Below are 24,634 nucleotides of genomic sequence, written 5' to 3' on the forward strand. Positions count from 1 at the left end.
GCCTATGCGACCGTTTTATTCGGAGCGCACGTCGTCCGCTCACCGGCTTTCCGCCGATTCCGGCTTCAATCCGGGCTAGCGGCCTGCGCAAGATAGCTCAATGCGGCCGGTGCATTTGATTGCCGGCAACGGCTTGATATGTTTTTGAAAATACTGTATTATATCGCAACAGCGTGAATCGCTTACTGTTTTAGGCACTGCGCTTGCAGTGAAAAGAAAAAGTGCGTGCGTCATAGTCGTTTATAAAACATTCCGGACAGATTTCTACACATGATTTTTTTGCGGAGACGGCTTTATCGTACGCAAAGGAATTGTTGTATATGGAAGAAAACATCTCGTTCGAGGATCTGGGACTCGATGAAATCACTCTGAACGCCATCGCGCTCAAAGGATTTGAAGTACCGTCTCCGATTCAGGTTTTGGCGATACCCCGCCTGCTCGGCGGAGAAGCCAACGTCATCGCAAAAGCGCGCACCGGAACCGGTAAAACCGCCGCGTTCGGCCTGCCGCTCGTGCAGACTATCCGTGAGGACAAAGGCCACGTCCGGGCGCTCATTTTGGCGCCGACGCGCGAACTGGCGTTGCAAGTCTGCAAGGAAATCGACTCGCTTACCACCGGAACGTATCCGCGGCTCGCCGCCGTATACGGCGGACAATCCATGGGCGAACAGCTTCGCGCGCTCAAACGCGGCGTTGAAATCGTCGTCGGTACGCCCGGGCGCGTACAGGATCATATCGAACGCAAATCGCTCGATCTGTCGCAGATCGACTATTTCATTCTCGACGAAGCCGACGAAATGCTCGACATGGGCTTTATCGACGACATTGAAGCGATATTTGCCAAGGCGAATCCCGAAAGCCGCATTCTGCTGTTTTCGGCAACCATGCCGCAGCCTATTCTGAAAATTGCGTCCCGGTTTATGGGCGATTACGAAATCGTCGAAGAAGAAACCAGTCCCGAAGAACCGGTGCTTACCGAGCAGAAATACTGGATCGTGCGCGAAAGCGACAAAATAGAAGCGCTCGTGCGCCTTATCGACATTTCACCCGATTTTTACGGGCTCGTATTCACGCAGACCAAAGCCGACGCGGACATGATCACCCGGCAGCTCGACGAGCGCGGCTACGAAGCGGCCGCCCTGCACGGCGATATTCCGCAGGCGCAGCGTGAAAAGATCCTGTACCGTTTCCGCAATAAGAAAACGCGTATCCTCGTCGCCACCGACGTCGCCGCGCGCGGTATCGATATCGAAGGATTGACGCACGTCGTGAACTACGCGCTTCCGTTCGACGGTCCCACCTACGTACACCGCATCGGCCGTACCGGCCGCGCGGGCGCCAAAGGTTTGGCGTTCACGCTCGTGCGTCCCGAAGAGCGGCGCAAACTCGAATATTTGAAAGCGGCCGTCCGGAAATCGGCGAAAGGCACCATGACCGAAGCGCCGGTGCCGCCGGTCTCGGATGTGCTCGCCGCAAAACGCGCGCGGCTGTTCGACGCAATGAAACTTTCTTTGGCGAACGGCGGGCAGTCGTCGGACGATGCTGCCGGGAACGCCGACGGCGGCGAATCTGCGGACGGCTTCGCGCCGCCTCGGAGTGCCGGTGAAGATTCCGTTTTTGCGCGCATGGCGGAAGAACTGTGCAGCGGCAAAGATCCGCAGGACGTGCTCGCTTCCGTACTGAAACTGTCGTACGGCAAACAGCTCGACCCGTCGCGTTACGGCGATATTTCGACGCTGAAAGCGTTCAATCCCGGTAAGCAGATCCGGCTGTTCGTGCAGCTCGGCCGCCGCGACGGTTTTTATCCGCGCGAAATAGCCGAATATTTCAGCAAACTGCTCAATATCCAGCCGCGCCTGGTAGACCGCATCGACGTTGCCGAAAACTTTTCGCTGGTCAGTCTGCCGATGCAGGCCGGTATGGACGCGCTTGAACGGTCAAAACGCGATCACTCGTTGCCGCACATGCATATCGATTCAAAAGACGCGCAAAACGGGGAATCCGGCTTTGCCAATCGCCCCGGACGGCGCGGCTTCGGAAACGCCGAGTCCCGTTCCGGCGGGTTCCGCCGCGAAGGCAGGGAATTCCGGCACGACGGCGGCCGCGGCTTCGGACGCGATTCCGAACGTTCCGGCGGCGGCCGTTCCAGACCGCCGCACGCTCGGCAGGGTTCGGCCGGCTTGTATAAACGCAAGACGCCGCAGTCCGACCGCTACTAGTTATTCGCTCCGTCCGGCGGCGGTCTGCTTCTGATACTGCAGAATCCAGCGCTGGACGGGAACGAGCCAGTCGTCTTCGGCGCAGCCTTCCAGAATCAGGCGGTCGAGCATGTAATGGATGTGTTCGGTAATTCGTTTTTTTGCCGCGGCGCTTACGTCGTCCGCGCCGTTAAAAAGCGTGTCGATGAACGCCGTCGCCTGCTCTATGGAAAAAAGGGCGGGCTGCAGATGTATCATCATGTAAACGGCGGCGGGAATGCAGTTGACGCTGTGCTGTTTCAAATACAGCACCGTTTCGGCAATTTCAACGGCGCCTCGGTATAATTCTTCGTTATAGCGCCGCGCTTCGTCTTCCGGCAGGCGTTCTCGATTGAACACGTCGGCAAAAAAAGAAAATGTCAGAATGACGACCGAGATATGCAGACTCGGTACGCACAGAAAATGCGGATCGAGCAGGTGTATCGTTTTGAGGTTTTTATTATCGCCCGCCGGCGGCCGCGCCGTCGTGGACATGCGGAATTTATACATGCGCGCGGCTTCGCGATACGCCTGATACAGCGCCTGCATGAACCGCGCGCAGTGCGGCAGCGCCCGTTTTACGCCGAATCGCTTGATGATCAGGGTAAGCGGACGTATCCAAAAATGAATGAAATCGAGATACGTGTCGGATTTTTCGGGATCGAACGGTATTTCGTCGTCGAGCGGATGGTCGACCGGTATGACTTCGATTTTCTTAAATCCGAATTTGACGTTGAACTGCAGCAGAAAAAAATCGTGAATGACGGTGTGTAAATATCTGCACAAAGGTTTCAGCGTCGTCAGGTGGGTCGGAATTACCAAGTACGGCCACGCGACGCCGAGATCCCGAATCTGTTTGCCGTTCAATTTCTGCTTTCGATGCTCGTCTGTCATTTTTTCAGTATAACTCAAATGCCGTTCGGCGCGCAAGAAGCGGAAGCTTACCGGACGATGCTTTCTTCCATTCTTTTCAGGCGTTCTTTGTCGAGTTCAACGAACAGATTTTTTTCCTGAGCGGGCAGAACCGTGCCTTTCGGTGCGTTTTTCGCACGGCGCAGATATTTTACCTGCGTGTAATATAAATCGGCTTTTCCCGCTTTGCGTGCCTTTGAATGGTATACGGCGACGTTCGCCGCACACAGCAGCACTTCAAGCGGCACCGATTTTCCAGGCCTGTTTTTGACGAATACGTAGCCGCCCGCGTAATCGCGCGCGTGCAGCCACATATCCTGTCCCTTTACGTGGCGGCGCAGCAGTTCGTCGTTTTCCGCGGCGGTGCGGCCCGCGAATATCGTCCAGCCGTCCAATTCGTACGTGATTCCGGGACGTTTTTTTTCGATCTGCTGTTTCGGTTTGGTTTGTTTTCTCAGCAGCTGCTGCATTTTGATCGGATTCGCTTCCCTGCAGACCGTTTCGTAGGCCGCGTCCAAATCAAGCAGTTCCCGTTTTGCTTTTTGTATATCGTATTCGAGATCTTCAAGTCCCGACACCGATTTTTTATACATGGCGTAATAATCGGCGGCGTTTTCCTGCGCCCGTTTGGCGGCGTTTATTTTGATGCGGAGCGTACCGCCGTTTTCGTAATCTTCGCATTCAAGATAATCGGACGTTCCGTCTATCAAATGTCCGTACGCGAGTATCACGTCTCCGTAATGTTTCCATTTTTCCGCGTGCAGGAATTCTTCCCGTTTTTTTTCAAGCCGATGCAGCGCGTTTTCCATGCGGCTGCGTTTGGCGCGGTAGAATTTCGCGGCCTGTTCCAGCAGCGCACTGCGGGAAAGACTTTCCGAATGTTCGCCGTACCAGCGGTCGATTTTTTCATTCAGGGAAAGACCGTCCGCGTTTTCGAGTTCCGCGAACGTTCTGATTTCGCGTGTTTCACGGACCGTGCGGCCGGCACGGTCATCGCGGGCGGCGGTGCGCGGCGGCTTGCTCGCCGCATCCGCCGTATCTGCCGTATCCGCTGGAACAGCCGCTGCGTCCGCTGGAACAGCCGCTGCCGGCGGAGAGAACGTTCCGCCGGTAACTTCTCCGCGCGCGGGGCGGCGGTAAAACGAATCGAGGACGACGTCGTACTCGTCGGTAAGCACGATGTTCGCCGCGCCGCTCCACAAGCGGATGTACAGGAAAAACGTCTGTTCGGCGTGAGTTAAAACGGCTTTTATGATCCGTTCCGAGCCGAGCTGCCCGATCGACGCTATGCGCGCGCCTTTTACCCGTGATTTCAGGAATTCCATAAAACGCAGCGGTTTGTCGTTTTTGGGTACGGAACGTTTCGTTTCGTGGATGCGGCACGCGCCGCCGGCCAGGCAGACGAGCACCGTTTTCGGCGTTCCGGCTTTGTACGTGTAAAGCGCGATGCTGTCGAATCCGGGCTGTACGATTTGCTGTATAAAGGAACCGGTAAGATCAAGTTCGGCAAGTACGGCGTCTATTTCTTTCCAATTGAGGGACATAAAATCTCCTGTAAACGGGCGCCGGCGCAAGTTTTTTTTCGGCGGCGCCGCGGATTTTATCCGCGCTTCGGTTTTGGCCCGTGCCGTGCCGCGGATTTTATCCGCGCCTCGGTTTTGGCCCGCGTCGTGCCGCGGATTTTATCCGCGCCTCGGTTTTAGCCCGTGTCGTGCCGCGGATTTTATCCGCGCTTCGGTTTTGGCCCGCGCTTCGGCTTTCCCGGAACGCCCGGTTCCCGTTCAGCGTACCGTAATAACGGAAGCCGTCCTGCCGTCGGCCGTGTAGGCGCGTTCCGGATTCGACAGATCGACGAACGAACTAATACCTTCGTAGTACGCGTAATAATACGTTCCGCGCGGCAGCGGCAGTTCAAGTTCGTACAAGCCGGGAGCCGTCTCGGTTAATTCGTAAATGTAGGAATCCCAATTGGTGAACGAACCGCCCACCCGTATCCGCTTGCCGCTTTCGCCTTGATAGACGAATTTTACCGTTCCTTTGAGCGGTACCTCCGTTGCGGGAAGCTGTTCGCGCGGAATATCGACTTTCGAGAGCGTGATTCCCGCGTCCTGATTGAACACTTTCTGCGGATTTCCCGGATCCGTCGTCCACAGTCCGTCTACAACGAGCCGGTACGAAACGCTTTTAAGCTGCGGCGGAACTTCAAGAATATAAAAATACAGCGAACTGATGACCTTGTCGTCGACGTCCTTCGTATTCAGGCGCTGGAACGAATGAATGGTTCTGAACTTTTCAAAATCGAACGCAATCCCGACGTGCCGGGCGGAATTTTCCGCAGTAAAAATGACGTAATCTCCGCTTATGCGGGGCGCACCGACTTTGTCTATGCCGGAAATGAGTATATCGATATCGTACGTGTCCTGCGCAGCCAGCGGCACCAAAAACATACCGAGTAAACAGGCTGATATGATAATATTCTTCATAAGTTACTATCTTATCGGATGCGGATGCGGAAAACTAAAGGGGGCGGAAAAAAAACCGATGAATATGGAAAGAATACTTGTTATTTTCCTCTATTGTGGAGTACAATTACTAGAATGCCCGGATTAAACCAGCTGAAAAAGTTCAGCGAAGACGTATTAAATTTAGGAAACGAACTCTCCGTACGCAGCGAGCGCGGCGAACCTCCGGTAACCGTACCGCTGCCGTCCGATATTCCAGAGGACGACGATTCTGAAGATTTCGTGCTGGGATTGCCGGAGAACGACGCGGAGGGCGGCGGTTCCGATTCGGACGAAGCTTCCGGTGCCGCAGAACCGGCGGACGCTGAGCTGCCGGATCCGCTCGATTCGGAAATTCCCTCCATACCGGCCGGCGGCGCCGTCGACATGTCCGCCTTTCCCGAACTCGACAGTATTCTGAATCCGGTGCCGGAAGAGCCCGATTTGTCGGAATTCACCGATGCGGCGGCCGGTTTCGATTCGGTTCCCGGTGCGGAGCTTCCGCCTGATGATGTTGAAGAATTGCAGGAACTTTCCGACGCCGATATTTCCGGTTCGGACGAACCGTTCCGGGCGGAAAGTGAAGCCGCCGCTCCCGATTTTTCTTTTCCCGACATCCCGATGGATGGCCTTTTTGATACGCCGTCCGATAATTCACCGGCCGCCGGCGACTTTTCGGCAGCCGGCGACTTTTCGGCGGACGCCGCTCCGGGCGACAGTGCACCGGCTGGTTTTTCCGTTGCGGATTCCGATTTTGATGATTTTGCGGAATCGGGTCCGGAGATTTCACTTTCGGAAGATTTTCCCGAGCCGGACGTCTTTGACGGTGCTGCCGGCGGTTCTGCAGCGAACGACGGTTTTTTAGCGGCCGGCACTTCTGCCGGCGGCCCCGATGTTTCGGCCGGCGGCACTTCTGCTGACGGCGGCGATGCTGCGTTCGGCGGCGGTTTCTCCGCTGAATCGGACGGCGGTCCGTCCGATTTTTCCATGCCGGAAATCCCCGATTTCGATCTTGCGTCTTTCGACGGAGCCGCCGACGAGGCCTCCGCATTTGCCGGAGACGCTGCTTTTGCCGGAGACGCTTTGGACAGCGCCGCCGATTCGGGTGCCGGCGACGACGTATCCGGCGATTTACTCGACGGCGCCGAGCCCGGCGATCCGGCCGGTTCCTCGCAGTTCGATATCGCCGCCGATTCCGTTCCCGACCCGTTCGCGACTCCCGAAGTGTTCGATATTCCCGACGATCCGTTCGACGGCAGCGCCCCGGTTGCGGAGAATTCCGGCGACGACGGTTTTTCCGCTGACTCCGACGACGATTCGTTCGGCGATTTTGATATTCCGGGCTTTTCCGATCGCACGGCCGGCACCGCTCCGCTAAAAGCCGCGCCGAAGCTGCCGGGCGCCGAATCCCGCAGGGAAAAAAACACGCTGACGGATACCGAATACAAAACCTTTCTGCAGAATCTGTCTTCGTATCCGCTCAATATCAGAATCGCGCTTGAAGAATTTATCGTAAACAATGAATTTACCGACGCCGCCGTTTTTGAAGTCGTTGAAAAGGTACTGAAAAAGGCGTCCGCCCGGCAGATTGCTTCCCATTTGGAAAAACTGATGGATATCAGTCTTTCGGTTCCGCGCGATTTTGAGCGGCGTACCTTCGAGCAGTACGAAGAATACAAAAAATCGGTGGAATATCAGCTCAAAAACCGCATTATTCCCGGTATTCTGCTGTGCGTGCTGGCCGGCGTCGTCGTGTTCCTGCTTTTCCTGTTCGGTAAATTCGCCGTATATAATCCGCTCAAGGCGGAAAGCCTGTATCGGCAGGGGTACGCGCTGCTTGAAAGCAACGAATATCCGCAGTCCGAGCTGAAATTCAACGAAGCGGTTTCATATCAGCCCAAGAAAAAATGGTTTTTCACGTACGCACGGGGCTACCGGACGCACCGTCAGTACGAGCGCGCCCGCTCCTTGTATAAAGCCGTTCTGATGCGGTTCAAGCAGGACAAGCAGGCCGGTTTGGAATACGCGCAGATGGAACTGGACGATCTGCGCAATTTTGAAAACGCCGAAACGATCGTCCGGCGCGAAGTGCTCGATTATCATATCAACGATAAGGACGGGCTGCTGCTGCTCGGCGATATTTTTCTCGAATGGGGCGACGAACGGGATCCGGCAAAGTACGACGAAGCGTTTGAGATTTATACGGATTTGGCGCAGCTGTACGGGCAGAAGGACGTATATTTGTCGCGGCTGCTGCGGTATTTTATCCGTGTCGACGATCTGCGCAACGTGCTTCAGCTGAAAAACCATTTTTATCCCAAGAAAAAATCGCTCGGCGCGCGGGATTTGACGGAATTGAGCGGTTATCTGCTCGATAAATTATACGGCGAACTGCCCGCAAGCGACGAATACCTGCGTTCGTCTATCGAAGACGTGCGTGATCTTTTGGAACGGGCCGTTGCCGCCGGTTCCGATATTCCCGAAAGCAAATACAATCTTGCCCGGTATTTCATTAAAACCGGCAATCGTTCCGCAGCGAAACTTTGGATGCAGGAGGCGCTCGACGCGTTCGACGCGGCTTCCGCCCGTCCCCGCAAGCGGCTGAACCGCCACGTTAACGCATACCGTCTGCTCGGCGAACTGTACGCGGAAGACAAGGAATACCTTACGGCGGAGGATCTGTTCAGATCGGGCATCCGACTGTATGAAAAAGAACACGCCGCCGGGCTTACCGGAGACGCGAACACCGGTATGCTGTATGCGGATACGGCCGATCTGGATTATTTCGTTTCCGGCGATTTTGACGAAGCGCTCAAAAACTATCTTTCCGCCGTGCAGACGCAGTACGACACGCCGTCGGTACGGTACAAAATAGGGTATATCCAGTATTCAAAGAAAAATTACGCGGAAGCGCTCGGCTCGTTTATTAAAGCTTCGGAGCAGAATTCCTCCGATCCGCACGTACTGATTGCGCTCGGCAACGTGCTGTCGCTGCGCGGAAACAATTTTGCGGCGCAGGGGTATTATGAAAAATTATTGCAGCTGCTGGATGCGGAACGCAGCCGTTACGGCATCATGTTTCCGCAGGTCAATACGGAACATGCGGACATCGTCGACTTGTATCTGAAAGCTTCAAACAATCTGGGCGTAACGCAATACCGGCTGGCGCAGCAGACCGGTGACAGCGCGCTGAACGCTCAGGCTATGGTAAATCTGACGACTTCGCTGCGCGCCTGGGACGCGCTGACGCGCAATCAGGAAACGATGATCCGGCTCGGCGGAACGAATCTTGCCGAACGGAACGTAGCGTATATGAGCCATCCGGTTCCCGATTACGAACCGTCTATTTATACCGAACTTCCCCGCGTGCTGACCGGGGAAGCGTTTCCGGAATGAGTTTTATCCGGTCAGCGGCCGCCGCGCGCAGCCGTCTGCCGGATAGTCTATGGAGAAGCGTTACATGGAGCAATGGTTTTGTTATAAAGAAGGCGTAGAATGGCAGAAGCATATGAACGAATTGCTGAAAGAAGTGTTCCGCAAGTCGATTCACATCTGCACTGCGTTCGTACCGCTTCTGCTTCACGCAGCGTATCTGCCGGTAATGGTTCTGCTCGGCTGCGCGCTGATCGGGTATTGCATTGCCGAGGCGCTGCGCTGCAGGGGTATTACCGTTCCGCTCGTATCCGCGATCACCGCCGCCGCCGCGCGTAAACGTGACGAAAACCGATTCGTGCTGGGACCCGCGACGCTTGCGTTCGGCGTATTGTGCGCGGCGCTGCTGTTTGAACCCGCTCCGGCGGCCGTCGGCATCTTTGCGCTGGCGTTCGGAGACGGGCTAGCCAGTTTAGTGGGAAAATTCTGCGGCCGGATTAAAATTCCCGGTTCCGCAGGCAAAACGGTAGCCGGCAGTTTGACGTGTTTTACGGCGATATTCTGCTCGACGTTTGCGGTTACCCGCCGGGCAGACGCTGCGCTCGGCGTCGCACTCGCCGGTATGCTCATAGAAGTGCTTCCGCTCAAGGATTTTGACAACGTGCTGATTCCTGTCCTGCTCGGCGCGCTGGCTCAGTTTTACTTCCACATATAATAATTGTGCAGTTTTTTCAGAAAATACGCGGTTCCCGCAAAAAGCAAAACGGCGCCCGCTATGACGATCAGAAACGCGTCCGCAATCGTCAGCACGGCGTATCCGGTAATGAGCGCGGCGTATCCGACGGACGCTTTCCGGTATTCGGCGCTTCCGATGCTGCTGCCGTACAGCCGCATGGCGGTAAACGCAACGATGATGCAGATGACGGTGAGCGTCGTGAACAGGTTGCCGTATCCGAACTTGACCGAACAATTGGAGAGCATTTGCAGCGTGTCGATCGGAATGATAATCGAAAAACCGCCCGCCGCGGCAAGAATGACGAGAATGTTTTTATCCGCGTCCTGTTGTGCGTTCTGCTTTATTGAAAGCAGAACGAGAAATACGAAGCTCAGCACGGCGAGCATTTTACCGAAGAAAAGAACGCGGCCGATAAAAATATAGACGTTGACGTAATACTGCCAAAGATTGAAAATCGGCAGACACAGTCTGACGCCTTCAAGCAGGCAGCCGCATAGAAATCCGGTAAAATAAATGATTTCGGGCGACTGTGTTTTTTCAAAATTGACGTACAGTATGAACGTTACGCCGCAGGCGTACAGTGTCAGCAGAACGATCGCGCTTACGGACGCAAAAAAATTGTAGGAGAGCAGCGGCACCGTTTCCGGTAAAACGAACCGCCGTTCAACCTGTTCGGGAATCGCCGCCGTTCCGTTTACGATGGAAACGATCGAGCAGCCGGTCACTGCCGTAATGAAGATTACTGAAATTATGGAGAAAGTAAATAAAAGCCTGTTCCGGATAATGAGTGTCATGTTTTTAAGATACTGCGAACTGAAATTTATGTAAAGACTGCCGTTCCGAAAACCGACATTTAATATGACGGGTTTTAATTCCTGCGGAGTTGAATTCCGTTTTCGTGTGCAGAATAACCGTTTTAGAGTGAGGAACTATGCAAAAACAAATTACGGCCGTATGCGCAATCCTGTGGTGCGCTCTCTGTGCGTTCGCCGGTGATGCCGCCGCGTTTGCCGATATAGGTTTTTCAAAAGACAGCGGAACGTACGTATTCGGTCAGTACGGCATGACCGACAAGACGTATACGGCGTACGCAGAAATATATACCGTTGACATTGCAAAAAACGATTTCGTTCCGAACGGAGTGTTTAAAATATCCGATACGACGGGAAAAAGCGGTTCCGACGTATACGCCGATCTGCTGAAAAAACAGGCACCGTTTCTGAAAAAATACGCGCCGGTTCCCGTATCGCCCGATTCCATGCTCTATATTCGTGACGACGAATCAAAACGGGCCACCGATGAAATCGTTTTCAAAGATTTCGGCCAAACCGGAGAAAAGGCGCTTTATTTCCACGTTCGGCTGGTGCCTTTATATGAAGGAAAAGGCTCCGGTCTGAAGTCTTCGTTTTATATTGTTGCCGAAAAAAAGCACGCCGACGGCACGCTGGTTGAACGGAAAGTCGTGGGAAATCCCGACATAAAACGTGCGGGAGTCACCGGATACGCGGTTAACGCCATATTTACCGCACCCGACGGCAAAGGTCTGGTGTTCGTCGTAGAAAAAACGCTCGGCGACGCTTCGGGCGTGTCGATCAGATACATGGTGGAAACCGCCGTTTTTTGATTTTCCCGTTACGCCGATTCTCCGATCCGTCTGAAAAGCTGAAAGATCACGACATCGTTTTCTTTCAGCTTTCTCATATATACCGTTGAATCCTGAATCCGAAATTCCTGCCATATGCATTCGAGCCACAGCGTTTCGGCCGCTTTGAACAGCGCCGTTTCGTTTTCGTACACGCCCTGAATGAACGCGTACGTTCCGGCCGGCAGCCGTACGGTTTCCGCCGAATCCGAAGCGCCGCTCTTGTCTGAAAGCAGCGCGTCGTTTTCTTTCGGCGGCACCGCTCCGCCGCAGAACACCGGTTCGGTCAGGTAATCCTGCAAACGCGGATCCATGTCTTTCACGCCGACTCCCGCCGTGTAGCGGGTCAGCGTTTCGTCCTCATTTTCCGACGCCGCCGAAAAAGTCAAATCCTGAAATAATTGCAGTTTTTTTACTCGATATGTCATACGTTCGTACTATAGCGGAAAAAAGGAAAAAAATACAGATTCGTTCAGCCGAAACGTCAAAAATACACGGGATTGTGCCATATATAGGGCAGGAGGTCGTATGAGAATACAATTTTTGTCGCGCGTCGCTGCCGCCGTATGTCCGTGCGTGCTGCTGGGACTCGCCTTGTCCGGCGTTTCGTGTCGGATTACCGAAGACAGCGTACAGCAGGTGGAGGGCGACATGATCGCGCCTGAACTGATCGCGGTGTCTCAACTGAATGAAACGCAGCTCCGGCTGTCGTTTTCGGAGGATGTCGGCGTATCCGCAGCGAACGTATACGCTGACGGGGTCCTGTTTTGTACCGGAACCGCCGCCGGCAGCGGTACGGAAGCCGCGGCGCTGTCGGCGGAGCCCGTGATCACGCTGGACGCCGCTCCCGCCGTGGGGGTGCAATACGTTCTGACCGGGACTGCCGCGGATAAAAAAGGCAATTCGCTGCTGTTTACGATTCCGTTCAGTGGCTACAACGGCCGCGTTCCGGCGCTCGTGCTGAGCGAAATACGGAGCGAGTATTCAAGCGGTAAAAGTGAATTCATAGAATTGTACGTTTTGTCGCCGGGAAATCTCGCGGGCGTAACGGTTTACAGTGCGAACGACGATAAATACGGTGCCTATGAGTTTCCTGCGGCGGATGTCGCTGCCGGAGAATACGTTACGCTGCATTACCGTCTGAGTGCGGACGATGCGGAGGCTTGCGTTGACGAAACGGGCGCCGACTTGAATGCTTCCGCTTCAAAAGAATCGTGCGGCGATTCCCGTGATTTTTGGATACGGGATTCCGTCGCCCGAATCGGCAAGTCGGACGTCGTTCTGCTTCGGGACCGGGCCGGCGGCAAACTGCTGGACGCGCTGCCGTATTCCGAATCTTCCAAGACTGCGTGGAAAACGGACGCGCTGCGCGCCGCCGCACAGGAAGCGGCCGATGCGGGAGTCTGGCCCGCCGGAGGAGATGATTTTTCGGAAAGCTTCTGTTCCGACGGCGTTACGGCGACGCGCACTTTGTCCAGACGGAATGTCGCCGTTCTTGACGCCGCCGCTGAAAGCGGAACCGGATTTCCGCCGTCAGATAAAACGAGCTGGATCGTAACGGCGACCGGCGGTGCGACTCCCGGTATGCCGAATTCGGAAAAAGAGTATTCCAAGTAGCAGGCGGTTTCCGTTGTGATTTATTCCGTTCAGGTGTATAATGCGTTCATTATGGTTACACTTAAAAACGACCGTTATGAAGCGGTTATTGACAGTCACGGAGCCGAGTTGCATTCTCTCCGCAGTATTGCCGACGGAACCGAATATATTTGGAACGGCGATCCTTCGGTATGGAAGTTTCACGCGCCGGTGCTCTTTCCGCATGTCGGACGGATCAAAGATCAGTATATGACGAGCGGCGGCAAAACGTACGCGCTTGCCGTAAACGGTTTTTCACGCGATATGGAGCATACGCTGCTTGAACGTTCCGATACGTCGGCCGTGTGGGAATTGACCGAATCGGCGGAAACGGTCGGCAAATTTCCGTGGAAATTTTCACTCAAAACGTATTACGAACTGAACGGCGCCGGAATTTCTTTCCGCACCGAAGTTACGAACACCGATTCCGAAGAAATGAGTTTCAGTTTGGGAAGTCATACGGCTTTTTGCTGTCCGCGCGGTACGGAAAAGGAATCTTTCGGCGATTATCGTATTGAATTTGAAAAGCGCGAACCGCTTACGGCCGTCTGCCTGACCGAAAACGGTTACTTGGAACCGGATGCGGACGGTACGTGCCCGTGTACACGGCCGTACGGTGAAACCGAACGCGGCGTGATTCCGCTTACGGAAAAAGGATTCGGTACCGGGCATTTTTTTACGGCCTTTACGTCCGATTGGATCGGTGTGAGGAACCGTAAAACGGGTTCTCTCGTTAAAGTCAATACGGCCGGGTATCCGTACGTAATGATTTGGCAGAATGCGGGAGAGCCGCGGTTCGTGTGCATCGAACCGTGGTACGGAACGCCCGATCCGGATAATACCGATCATCGGTGGGAGCATAAACCCGCTTTGATTTCGCTCGCACCGGGTGAATCGTTTCGTGCCGATCAGTCTATCAGTATCGAGTAAAACAACTTCCGTCGTAAAATCGGTTATCTGATTTATCCGCGTGAAGTCCGGCTGTAAAATCGGCCGTACTTCCCACTGAATCGGAAAAGCGGTATACTACGGAAACGTATGGCTGGATTTTACGATGCATTTGACGTCGCCGTAGTCGGGGGCGGACACGGTGGGATAGAAGCTGCGCTGGCAGCGTCCCGAATGGGACTTAAAACGCTTCTCGTTACGCAGACGATAGATTCTATCGGAAGAATGTCCTGCAATCCGTCGATCGGCGGAATAGCGAAAGGAAATATCGTCCGTGAAATAGACGCGCTCGGCGGCGAAATGGGGCGTTTGATCGATAAATCGATGATCCAATTCCGGTTGCTTAACCGAAGCCGCGGTCCCGCCGTCCAGGCGCCGCGCGCACAGGCGGATAAACTGTTGTACGCGCAGCTCGCGCGGCACACGCTTGAATCCGCGCCGAATTTATCCGTGCTGCAGGATACGGTCGTCGATATCGAAGCGGCGGAAAGCGTCGCGTCGCTGCCGCCCGACAGTTCGGGGATTTCGGAACCGGGGTCTCTGCCGGGTGAAACGCGCGGCGGCGGTGCGTCGATGCGGCAAAAAATCTCGGCGCTCGTAACGGAACGCGGCCGCAGGATTCCCGTCCGCGCCGCGGTGCTTACGACCGGAACGTTTCTCGGCGGCAGGATTTTTATCGGTGCATACGACGCGCCGTGCGGCCGTTTGGGGGAGCAGGGCGCGTTCGGTTTAACGCAGGCGTTGAATAAACTCGGATTTACGACCGGCCGGTTAAAAACCGGAACGCCGCCGCGGGTGCTGAAATCTTCCATCGATTTTTCGGTACTGGAACTGCAGCAAGGAGACCTCGACGTCATTCCGTTTTCGTTCGATACGAAACAGATCGACCGGCCGATGGTGCCGTGTCATTTAGTGTACACGAATACGGAAACGCATCGGATCATCCGGGAAAATATTTCAAAATCGCCGTTGTACAGTGGAAAAATAAGCGGTATCGGTCCCCGTTACTGCCCCTCGATTGAAGATAAAGTGATGCGGTTTGCCGAGCGCGAACGCCATCAGCTTTTTGTAGAACCGGAAGGGCTTACGACGGATGAAATGTATATAAACGGTTTTTCATCGTCTCTGCCGGAAGACGTGCAGGACTCGTTTCTGCGCACGCTGCCCGGTTTTGCAGACGCGGTTGTGTCGCGGCCGGGATATGCGGTCGAATATGATTTTATCGATCCGACGCAGCTTTTTCCGTCGCTGGAGACGAAACCCGTCGCGGGATTGTTTACTGCCGGACAAATTAACGGAACTTCCGGATATGAAGAAGCGGCGGGGCAGGGGCTCGTTGCGGGTATCAACGCGGCTTTATACGCAAAGGCTCACGCTTTGCTTTGCGGTCCGTTCCCGTGTCATCCCGACCGCCGTGCCGATATTCCGTCCTATGAGCCGCTCGTCCTGTCTCGGAGCGAAGCGTATATTGGCGTGCTTATCGACGATTTGGTTACGCTCGGAACGAAGGAACCGTACCGGATGTTTACCGCGCGGGCCGAATATCGGCTCAAACTTCGCCACGATACCGCCGATCGCCGTTTGTGCGGAAAAGGTTTCGCGGCTGGACTCAATTCGCAAAGCCGCTACGAGGCGGTTCTTGAAAAAATCCGTATGGAAGACGAGATTCTCGCGCTGCTCGCGCGGAATCCCGCCGCGGATAATCCGGGATATCCCGCCGCTTTGTGGGAAGAAGCGCAGGTCGATTTTAAATATAAACATTATATCGAAAAACAGGATAAACGGGTTGAAAAGCTTAAACGCATGGATACGGCGCGTATTCCGGATAATTTCGATTACGCCGCCATTCCGTCCCTTTCTGCCGAATCGCGGCAAAAATTGGAAAAAATTCGGCCGCTTACGCTCGGCCAGGCGAGCCGTATTTCCGGTATACGCAATTCCGATATTATGCTGCTTATGGTGTATTTAAAATAATTGCTCAGGTATGATTCGGTTTTGCGTGCGTGAGTAGGTTCGCACGCGGCCGTAGGTCTGTATGCGCCGTAAATCTACGTGCAGCCGTAGTAAGTTTACGCGCGGCGCGGGATTTCCGGCATATCGTTTTATTTTACGTATTCAGCCGTATTCGATTCAAATATCGTTTTTATTTGTTCTTTTGTCAGCGTACCAGCTTCAACGAGATCCGCACTCTGTTCCGCGACCGTTCTGTTAAAAAACAGCAGGTCGTCGGTCGCTATCGAAACGTTTATGCCCGCGGCTACCAACTGTTTTATGGGATGATCCGCAAGTGATTTTACCGCACCGAGCATGACGTTGCTGGCCGGGCAGATGTTCAGTCTGAGTTTCCGGTCTTTTATGAACTGCATGACGGATTCATCCTGAACGGCGCCTATTCCGTGCTGTACTTCGTCAAGATCGAAGAATTCTATGAAATTGCGTACCGATGCGGCGTTTGAAAATTCACCGACGTGCGCCTTTTTTTTGATGCCGAGTTTTCCTGCCAGTTTATAAATTTCGTCAAAATCTTCTATGCCGTCTTCTATTTCAGGACCGTATAAATCGATGCTTTTAAATAATCCGCTTTCCAGACATGCCGGAACCCAGGCTCTGATTTTTTCCATATCGAACGTTTTACCCATACCGAGTTCAGGTCTGAAATCGATTCGGGTACTGAATTTTGCCTGAATATCCTGCACCATTTTAAGGAAATTCTCTATGCTGCCGCAATGTCCTACGAACTGAATATCAACGCTGCCTTCCAAAATCGAAACGCCGTCGGCGACGGCATCCTGAATGGAAAGTGATAATAAATTCGTTATGTCTTTTGCCGTTTTTGCACGGGGACGGGTATATTGACCGATTATTTCGTGCATTTCTCCCAACCCGTTCAATTTTCGCGGAAAATCCGGAATATAAAACCCCGCCCAAGGCGCATATGATGCATATCTCATTCCCAAATTCAAATGATTATGCGCATCTATTTTAGGAAGAGAAATAAAATCTGATACTGACATCATCGATATCTCCGCTTTATATTTTTTCGTTATACGTATCGGCAAATAATCCTAAGAACTTTAGTATTTTTTTACCGTTCGGCGTATCCGGTTACGGGAGCAGCATCCGTTCAAGGTCTGCAACGAGTCTTTCAAACTTTTTCAGTGCGGCCGTAACCGGTTCCGGCGATTCCATATCGACGCCGGCCTTTTTCAGCGATTCGGCCGGATATCGTGAACCGCCCGATTTCAGAAATGCGAAATAATCGGCACGCTCCGTTTCGCCGCCGTTCGTAACCCGTTCCGCCAAAGCGAGGGCGGCGGAAATCCCGGTTGCGTATTTATATACATAAAAGGCATTGTAAAAATGCGGAATGCGCAGCCCTTCCAGATCGCTTTCCGGTTCAAACTCCATGTCCGGTCCGAAATACGTTTCAAGCAGTTTTCGGTACGTCGCGCGTAATACGTCTACGGAAAGCGGCGTACCGCTTTCCACGAGTGCGTGCGTCTGCATTTCATATTCTGCGAACATCGTCTGCCGGTGCAGCGTGGCGAGTATGTCCGCCGTTCGGTTGCTTACCAGATAAGCCTTCATTGCAGGATCGTGCGTATTGTTCAGCAGATACTCGAAAACCAGTTGTTCGTTGAACGTAGACGCGACTTCTGCCTCGAAAATGGTATAATTATACTGCATGAACGGGTTCGAGCGGGCTGAATACAGCGAATGCATCGAGTGGCCGCCTTCGTGTGCCATCGTAAAAACGTCGCGCAGTACGTCCGCTTTGTAATTGAGCAGAATGTACGGATACCCCGTGTAGGCGCCTGCCGAAAACGCGCCGGAACGTTTCCCTTTATTTTCGTATTTATCGACCCATCCGCCGAGCAGACCGCTGCAAAGCGTTTCGGTGTATTCGGTACCGAGCGGAGCGAGTGCGCTTCTGATAATTTCAACGGCTTGCTCGTAGGTAAAATGTGTTTTTACGTCTTTTGTCAGCGGAACGTACACGTCGTAATGCTTCAATTCCGGTACGTCCAGAATTTTTTTCCGCAGCGCGTAATAGCGGTGCAGAACGGGCAGGTTTTCGTGCACTGCCGTGATCAGATTATCGTATACCGTTTCGGGAATTTTATCGGGAAAGAGCGCCATCTCCCGTGCCGACGAATAGCCGCGGCTGCGCGCTTCAAAAATATCCTGATTTACACTGCCTTCGTAAAGTGATGCGATCGTATTTTTATGGATTTCAAACGTACCGTAAAATTTCGTGTACGCTTCTTTTCTGATGTTCCTGTCGGGATTTTCAAGGAATTGGGAATAAGTCGTTTGACTGAGCGGCATTTCGCCTTCAGGCGTCTTAACCGTTCCGAAGTCCATGTCGACGTTGGTCAGCATGGAAAACGTTTTACGGGCAGTCCTGCCGGATTCACTTTGCAGCGTTAAAAGGCGTTCCTCTTTTTCACTTAGAATGTACGGTTTCATGCGGAGCAGTTTTTGTATCCAAATCCGATAATCGTTGAAGTCCGGAGTCGATATCCATTCCGACAGCGTCGTTTCGTCGATAGACTGCAGTTCCGGAATCAGAAAACTGCATTCAGCTTCCGCCGCGGTAGCGGTCATGAGGTATCGTCCCTGTTTTTCCTGATTTGCCGAATTTCCCGCGTCTTCGGCAGTCAGCAGGAACGCGTAGCTTCCGGTCAGTTCGGAAAGTTCTTCCAGTTCCGCAAGTCTGCGCAGTGCGTCGAGCAGCGTCTGCGCGGACTGTGCCAGTGAACCCTTATAAGATACCAATTCGCGCGCGAGTTCCGGTATGCGGGCCAACGCCCGTTCCCAATCTGTCGTCGTTTTATATAAAGCGGTAAGATCCCATCGGTCTCTTGCCGGTACGTCTTTTCGTTCAGGTATAACTGTCGTATTCATGCGTTTATTATAACACGTTTTAAAAAGAATCACAAATACCGGGCACGGTTTCTTTCAAGATTTGTCGGATGCCGGCCGATATTCATACTATGAATACTCCCGGTATGCTGACTGTCATTATGAGTGTGCTGACTGATGTAAAAGTGATCGGGATAACTGTCGCCGTTATTATTTATTTGAATTTTGTCGTATACATTGTCCGATACCGTAAAAAACCGCAAAAAAAGCGTTTAAAAAAGAAGATATACGCCGCTTCTGCCGCGGAGAATCCGTCTTCGGCCGCAGAAGCCGGTTCCGCTTCCGCGGTGGAAAACGGCGACTCGTTCTGATTTCCGTTTTGCCGGGGAACGACAGTCTATTCCGTTGAAAAGTGCCCGTATCGGTTAAAATGCCGGCCGCCACCAGTTGTTCGATCACGTATCTGAAATCGTCTTTATCCCATATTCTGAGCGGAGAGCAGGTATTCATTTTATCCGCAAGGATTTCCGCCGCTTCGGATACCGTCCATCTGTTTTTATTTCGGGCTACGAGTGTACGGACGAGACTCCCTTCCGCGGATATTTCGGGTAGTACCGTTCCCGCTTCCGCAGCCTCGCATACGTCGCAGCCGCTGCAGGCTGTCCGTTCGGCCGCCAGCGCGTCGAGCAGTACCTGTCTCCGGCAGCTTTTCGCTTCCGCAAAATCGGCGAGTATGCGTTCCCTGCTGTACGGCGAATATTTTTTTGCCTTGAGCGAATCGTCCGTACTCCAGAGCAGAATTGCCTGCGACTGCCGCCCGTCCCTTCCGGCGCGTCCCGCTTCTTGAATGTAGGATTCGACGGTCGGCGGTGCTTCCAGATGTATGACCGTCCGTATGTCCGGTTTATCGATTCCCATGCCGAACGCACACGTACAGCAGAGAATTGCGTCCGTGCGCGGATAAAACCAGGTTTCTGTGTCCTTTTTTTCTTCTTTTGATAAGCCCGCGTGGTAGAATCTGACGGCGTCCCGCCCGAGCAATTCCCGTATTAAATACGCCGTTTTTTGCGCCAGTACTCGCGTTCCGCAGAACACAAGTGCCGGACGCTCCGCTTCAGTGACGAGTTGCAGTACCGTTTTCCGTTTTGCATCCGATCTGTGAACCCGGTACGCTATATTCTGTCTGTCAGACGAACTTCGTATAAGATACGCCGTTTCCGGTGCGAACAATACGTCCCGTATTCGCTCAAGAACCGGCGGAGACGCCGTCGCAGTAAAAGCGGTGACAACGGGGACGTTCAACTGCCGCAGAATCGAGCCGAGCGTCGTGTACGCGGGTCTGAACGAATCGCCCCATTCCGCGATGCAGTGCGCTTCATCTATGGCGGCGTGCATGATCCGGTACTTTTTGAGCCGCTCGATAACGGCCGGCGACTGCAGTACTTCCGGGTTTGCGATGAGTATTTTTGCTCCCTGTTCCAATTTTTTATAGTTGGATTCCCGTTCGGCCGCACTCTGCTGTCCGCGCAGCACGGCGGCGTCAAGTCCCGCCTGCCGTATCCGGCGCAGCTGGTCGGACATTAAAGCCAGCAGCGGATATATTATGAGCGTCGGCCGGGGAAACAGAACGGCCGGAATCATAAAACACAGTGATTTTCCTGCGCCGGTAGGCAGCAGGACGATCTGTTTTCCCCTGTTGCCCGGATCGCGGCCGCACTCCGCAGACCGGCTGCACTCCGCAGATTGAGCGCACTCCGTTGCGCGGTCGTAATCAGCCGATGCGCAGCACGCCGTCGACGGTTCTTCGGAATTTTTTACCGCGATATCCGGCTTTGCGGTAAGCGCCGCTTCCGCCGATTCCATGATGTTTGCAATAACGAGCCGCTGCCACGGATACAGCGACGATATGCCGAATATATTGCGGGCGGCGTCGCGGACGGGATCCGTGTACACGGCGCCGCAGTTATCCGGTTCGTTCGGTTCAAAATCGTTCACGTATATAATATCGTTCCGGATAACGCGTTTTTGACTGATATGCGGTGCCGTTTTGCGGGTTTCCGCTTTATTTGTCCATAACGGTTATTTCTACGCGCCGGTTGCGGGCTTTGTTCGCCTCCGTCGTATTAGGCGCGATCGGGTGTTCGCCGCCGAGTCCCTGCGTGAAAATATGATACGAATCGCGAATGCCCAGCTGCATCAGATATTCGGCGACGGCTTTGGCGCGCTGTTCCGAAAGCGCCGTACGCGACGCGGCTGTTCCGGCGAGCGCAGTGTGTCCGGTTATCAGTAAATCGTTTTCGGGAAACAGACTCAGGATTTCCGCAATTTTCCGGAGTTTCATTTTTTCGCTTTCAAGCAGTACGGCAGAATCGGCCTTGAATTGTATGTTTTCAAGACTTATGGTGAGCCCTTTTTCATCGGCTCTGACCTGTGCGTTTTCAATTCCCAACTGATCGATCCGTTCACGGACGTCTGCAAGCCGATCCGCCGACCGGGACGCGAACTCCTGCACTTCGGCTTGGGCTTTACCGGAAAACTCGAACGTATTTCCGTACGCACTTTCTACAATAATGCGGAAATCTTCATTATAATGATCGATTGCGCCGCGCTCGTTGTCCCAATAGATGGTTTGGTGCGAATACCCCATCGTGGTAACCGGATAATCGCGGTATGCGCCGCCGCCGTTTGCCGAAGCGCTGTTTGCCGAAGCACCCTGCGCGGCGGTACCGTGTGCTGCGGAATTTACATTTTTCCGTGCCGCCGTATCGGTTTCGGCGGCAGAAGGGCTGTCGAAATATAAATTATAACGAACTTCTATTATATGCAGCGTTCTGCCGTCTTTTTCCGTCGTACCCGTGTACGTATATGAAGCGGTAAACGGAACCTTGTACGGTGTTTTAAGATCGAACGTCCGGCGCATGTCGTGCGCTTCGTGTCCGGCGGCTGTCCAGGTGTCGCCGGGGGACAGTTCCTCATCGGGAAAAAGAGGTACGTCCCGAACGACCGGCATAAAATATTCGTCGCCGATGACATACCGGCCGGAGCTGTCTCTGGTGAAAATGCTCGTATATTCTTCACCCCACGTGAACTGCGTGTTTCCGGTTCCGGTGGAATTTTCGGTAGTCATAAAGACCGCCGTATGAGTTCCCGACGATTCGGTTGCCTCCGTTACTTCGACGGAAATGCGGTTGACGATTTCCGCATAATGGTCGAATCGGCCGTTTACCAACACGTTTTCCCGCACGGTAGACAATATTCGGTACGCGTCTCCTGCTGCGTATTGAAATCGGAACCGAACCGCCGGCAGCGGTGCGCAGACGAGTACGGTCAGCAAACAGAGCAGTACGGTGTGCGGTATTTTTTTCACGTTCATAAAAATCCTCCGTTCGGGGTTCGGTGTGCCGGCTGCAAATCGGTTGCAGCCGGAATGCTTGTTACGGTGAGCGCAACGTGCTATGCTACTATAGCATCAAAATTTATTTTTTTACAACACACGGATTGGATTATCAAAGGTTTGCAGTATGAATTCAATGATCAGGTTCGCGGCGGCGCTTTCAGGCCGGGAACTGCTGTTTTTAACACTTTCGGTTTTCGGTTTTATACTCGTTTGTGCGTTTTGCGTTGCCGTCGGTATCAGAATCGGCCGGCTCGGCAGCGACCGGCGCATCAGATCGGAACGGCGCGACGCGGTTCGGCGCTCGAAATCCGTCGTAACGGGACTCGTTTCCGAACAGCTGGCTCCGTTTCTGCCCGGTTTTCCGTGCAATCCGGCCGACGTGCGGTTCGTGGGCAAACCGGTCGACTTTATCGGGTTTTGCAGCGATTCCGGCGGCGACCGGGTGGAAGAGGTTCTTTTTATCGAAGTAAAAACCGGTTCCGGCTCTCTTTCCGCCCGTGAACGCTCGGTAAAGCAGGCCGTGGAAGCGGGGCGCGTGCGCTATATCGAATACCGGATCGGCTGACGGTTTTCCGTTTCAATGCGCAGAATGGCCGACTCGTCGCCTGAAAGCATTTTTTCACACAAGCTGATCGGCATCGGTTTTCCCGTTAAAAATCCTTGGGTCGTGCGGCAGTTTATGCTTTGCAGCACTTGCAGCTGTTCGACCGTTTCAACGCCTTCGGCTATCGTGTCGAGTCCGAGTTTCGTAACGAGCGCTACGATCGCGTCGGTAATATCCGCCTCAACGCTGTTCCGGGCCGCGATGTTTGAAATGAACGATTTGTCGATTTTGAGCGCGGTAAGCGGTAGAATCTGCAAATAATTGAAAGACGAATAACCTGTTCCGAAATCGTCCAGCGAAATACCGATGCCCATGCTTTTGATTTGCGTCAAAATGGACACGACGGATTCCATATTTTCAATAAACACGCCTTCGGTGATTTCTATTTCCAGCTTGGTGGGGTCTATGTCCTGTTCGGCTATGAGTTGTTCAAGGTCGTAAATGAACGACGCCTTTTTCAGCTGAACCGGAGAAATGTTGACGGATATGATGCCGGTAAATCGGTATTCCTCCTGCCAGCGCTTGAGGGTTCTGCACGCCGTTTCAAGCACCCATTCGCCTAATGCGATAACTTGGCGCGTTTCTTCGGCGATCGGAATGAATTTTGACGGCGGTATCCAGCCGAGTTCCGGATCGTACCAGCGGATAAGCGCCTCGAATCCGCGCAGTTTGTTGCGCGAGATGTCTACTTGCGGCTGAAAATACATTTCAAAAGATTGGCCGTTTATCGCTTTCTGCAGTTTCGTTTCGATGTTCAGCCGGTTCAGAAACTCATCCTGCATCGAGCGGGAAAAAAACAGTGAGTTGTGTTTGCCTTGCTTTTTGACTTCGTGCAGGGCCATATCGGCAAATTTCAGCAGTTGGTCCGGCAGAATCGAGTCGTCGGGGTACAGCGTAATTCCCGCGGATATGCTGATTTCCGCCGTTTCAAACGCCTCCATAATCACGTCCGAAACGGTTATCATGGAATCCCGCGTTTCGAGTTCCGTCGCCAGCACCAAGAATTCATCTCCGCCGAACCGATACAGCTGAATCGTATCCTTTTTGAACTGCCGCAGTGCGTTCGCGGCGTTGCACAGCAACATGTCTCCCGCCGTGTGTCCTCTGGAATCGTTGATATTTTTCATGTTGTCAATATCGATGATCATGATGCCGAAGATTTTGACGGCGGTCGAAATTTGCGTGGTCAGCAGATTGATATCTTTGTTAAAGCAGCTGCGGTTTTTTAAACCGGTGAGCATGTCGTGGTACGCGATGTGGCTGAGCTCCATGTTCAGCGCTTCGATTTTGTTCAATTTATATCGAAGCACTTGCCGCGACTGCTCCAATTCGTCCGTCAACGCCGCCAGGCGGTCGTTCTGCTGTTTCAGCTGTTCTTCCCGCAGTTTGTCGTTAGTTACGTCGAGTATGGTGGCCATCAGGTTGCCGTCGGTCATCATTTCTGTCATGACGCGAAGCCACAGCTGTAATTTATGCGAAAAAAACACGAGCTGCGTTTCGGGATCGTTCTGCAATGCCTGCCGTATCAGTTCGGTTCCGATGCCTGCGTCGGAAATGTTTGTGAAAAAGACGGAAAGCGGCAGCCCTTCGAGCTGCGTCACGCAGCCGATCAGTTCGGCACCGAACCGGTTGGTATCGGTTATATGAAAATCAACCGGTTTGCCTGTGGTGTCGCAAACCGGCTTCGCTACAACAATTAAATTAGGTTTATAACTCTCTACACTTTTAAATATTAACTTATCTGACATTTTACCATTATACCACAGAATTGTGTTCTGTAAAGC

At 53.4% G+C, this 24,634-nt stretch carries 18 protein-coding genes; 8 read left to right on the forward strand and 10 right to left on the reverse strand.

The annotated features are described in order from the left end of the window. The first annotated feature begins 320 nt into the window (after positions 1-320). Positions 321-2,219 carry a DEAD/DEAH box helicase gene (locus TREBR_RS02945; protein ID WP_013757739.1) on the forward strand — a complete coding sequence of 633 codons (1,899 nt, stop codon included), beginning with the start codon at positions 321-323 and terminating at the stop codon, positions 2,217-2,219. Here the strand turns inward: TREBR_RS02945 and TREBR_RS02950 are convergent, their stop codons facing one another. From TREBR_RS02950 to TREBR_RS02965, 3 genes are all read right to left on the reverse strand, one after another. Continuing rightward, positions 2,220-3,131 (reverse strand): hypothetical protein, encoded by a 912-nt coding sequence (locus TREBR_RS02950; RefSeq protein ID WP_013757740.1) that lies wholly within the window; start codon positions 3,129-3,131, stop codon positions 2,220-2,222. It lies immediately after the preceding gene. Between the two features lie 47 nt (positions 3,132-3,178). Continuing rightward, positions 3,179-4,693: an NFACT RNA binding domain-containing protein gene (locus TREBR_RS02955; RefSeq protein ID WP_013757741.1), complete on the reverse strand. Its 1,515-nt coding sequence runs from the start codon at positions 4,691-4,693 to the stop codon at positions 3,179-3,181. 237 nt (positions 4,694-4,930) lie between these two features. Then, positions 4,931-5,632, reverse strand: a complete 702-nt coding sequence (locus tag TREBR_RS02965) for a glycogen-binding domain-containing protein (RefSeq protein WP_041610313.1) — start codon at positions 5,630-5,632, stop codon at positions 4,931-4,933. A 114-nt stretch (positions 5,633-5,746) separates the two neighbouring features. Here TREBR_RS02965 and flcA point away from each other — a divergent pair, with 114 nt between their 5' ends. Continuing rightward, positions 5,747-9,046: a periplasmic flagellar collar protein FlcA gene (gene flcA, locus TREBR_RS13470; RefSeq protein ID WP_052296139.1), complete on the forward strand. Its 3,300-nt coding sequence runs from the start codon at positions 5,747-5,749 to the stop codon at positions 9,044-9,046. 49 nt (positions 9,047-9,095) lie between these two features. Further along, positions 9,096-9,737, forward strand: coding sequence for a diacylglycerol/polyprenol kinase family protein (locus tag TREBR_RS02975; protein WP_245523732.1), 642 nt, complete (start codon positions 9,096-9,098; stop codon positions 9,735-9,737). Here TREBR_RS02975 and TREBR_RS02980 read toward each other — a convergent pair. Beyond that, a complete protein-coding gene (locus TREBR_RS02980; RefSeq protein WP_013757745.1) occupies positions 9,722-10,552 on the reverse strand; it encodes a hypothetical protein in 831 nt (276 codons plus the stop codon). The genes TREBR_RS02975 and TREBR_RS02980 overlap by 16 nt on opposite strands. Before the next feature lie 137 nt (positions 10,553-10,689). Between TREBR_RS02980 and TREBR_RS02985 the strand changes: the two genes are divergently transcribed. Then, positions 10,690-11,382: a DUF2259 domain-containing protein gene (locus TREBR_RS02985; protein ID WP_013757746.1), complete on the forward strand. Its 693-nt coding sequence runs from the start codon at positions 10,690-10,692 to the stop codon at positions 11,380-11,382. A gap of 8 nt (positions 11,383-11,390) precedes the next feature. Here TREBR_RS02985 and TREBR_RS02990 read toward each other — a convergent pair whose 3' ends face one another. Then, the gene (locus TREBR_RS02990; RefSeq protein ID WP_013757747.1) at positions 11,391-11,828 is read right to left on the reverse strand and encodes a hypothetical protein; all 438 of its coding nucleotides are present in this window, start codon (positions 11,826-11,828) and stop codon (positions 11,391-11,393) included. 100 nt (positions 11,829-11,928) lie between these two features. Between TREBR_RS02990 and TREBR_RS02995 the strand changes: the two genes are divergently transcribed. The 3 genes from TREBR_RS02995 (at position 11,929) to TREBR_RS03005 (ending at position 15,957) form a co-directional block, all read left to right on the forward strand. Then, complete coding sequence (locus TREBR_RS02995; RefSeq protein ID WP_013757748.1) at positions 11,929-13,017, forward strand: lipoprotein TP_1001-related protein; 1,089 nt, start codon at positions 11,929-11,931, stop codon at positions 13,015-13,017. A gap of 51 nt (positions 13,018-13,068) precedes the next feature. Then, a complete protein-coding gene (locus tag TREBR_RS03000) occupies positions 13,069-13,965 on the forward strand; it encodes an aldose 1-epimerase family protein (protein ID WP_156786591.1) in 897 nt (298 codons plus the stop codon). Positions 13,966-14,073: 108 nt separating this feature from the next. Further along, the gene (locus TREBR_RS03005; protein WP_013757750.1) at positions 14,074-15,957 is read left to right on the forward strand and encodes a tRNA uridine-5-carboxymethylaminomethyl modification enzyme MnmG/GidA; all 1,884 of its coding nucleotides are present in this window, start codon (positions 14,074-14,076) and stop codon (positions 15,955-15,957) included. A 128-nt stretch (positions 15,958-16,085) separates the two neighbouring features. Here TREBR_RS03005 and TREBR_RS03010 read toward each other — a convergent pair whose 3' ends face one another. The 4 genes from TREBR_RS03010 to TREBR_RS03025 form a co-directional block, all read right to left on the reverse strand. Further along, complete coding sequence (locus TREBR_RS03010) at positions 16,086-17,000, reverse strand: amidohydrolase family protein (protein ID WP_013757751.1); 915 nt, start codon at positions 16,998-17,000, stop codon at positions 16,086-16,088. Positions 17,001-17,088: 88 nt separating this feature from the next. Continuing rightward, positions 17,089-18,891, reverse strand: a complete 1,803-nt coding sequence (gene pepF, locus TREBR_RS03015) for an oligoendopeptidase F (RefSeq protein ID WP_013757752.1) — start codon at positions 18,889-18,891, stop codon at positions 17,089-17,091. 168 nt (positions 18,892-19,059) lie between these two features. Continuing rightward, positions 19,060-20,844 (reverse strand): RecQ family ATP-dependent DNA helicase, encoded by a 1,785-nt coding sequence (locus TREBR_RS03020; protein ID WP_013757753.1) that lies wholly within the window; start codon positions 20,842-20,844, stop codon positions 19,060-19,062. Between the two features lie 67 nt (positions 20,845-20,911). After that, positions 20,912-22,222, reverse strand: coding sequence for an OmpA family protein (locus tag TREBR_RS03025; protein ID WP_013757754.1), 1,311 nt, complete (start codon positions 22,220-22,222; stop codon positions 20,912-20,914). A gap of 148 nt (positions 22,223-22,370) precedes the next feature. Between TREBR_RS03025 and TREBR_RS03030 the strand changes: the two genes are divergently transcribed. Continuing rightward, a complete protein-coding gene (locus TREBR_RS03030) occupies positions 22,371-22,811 on the forward strand; it encodes a Holliday junction resolvase-like protein (RefSeq protein ID WP_013757755.1) in 441 nt (146 codons plus the stop codon). Here TREBR_RS03030 and TREBR_RS03035 read toward each other — a convergent pair. Continuing rightward, a complete protein-coding gene (locus TREBR_RS03035) occupies positions 22,787-24,598 on the reverse strand; it encodes a putative bifunctional diguanylate cyclase/phosphodiesterase (RefSeq protein WP_013757756.1) in 1,812 nt (603 codons plus the stop codon). The genes TREBR_RS03030 and TREBR_RS03035 overlap by 25 nt on opposite strands. Positions 24,599-24,634 lie beyond the last annotated feature (36 nt).

This window comes from Treponema brennaborense DSM 12168 (genome assembly GCF_000212415.1).
Taxonomy (GTDB): Bacteria; Spirochaetota; Spirochaetia; order Treponematales; family Treponemataceae; genus Treponema_F; species Treponema_F brennaborense.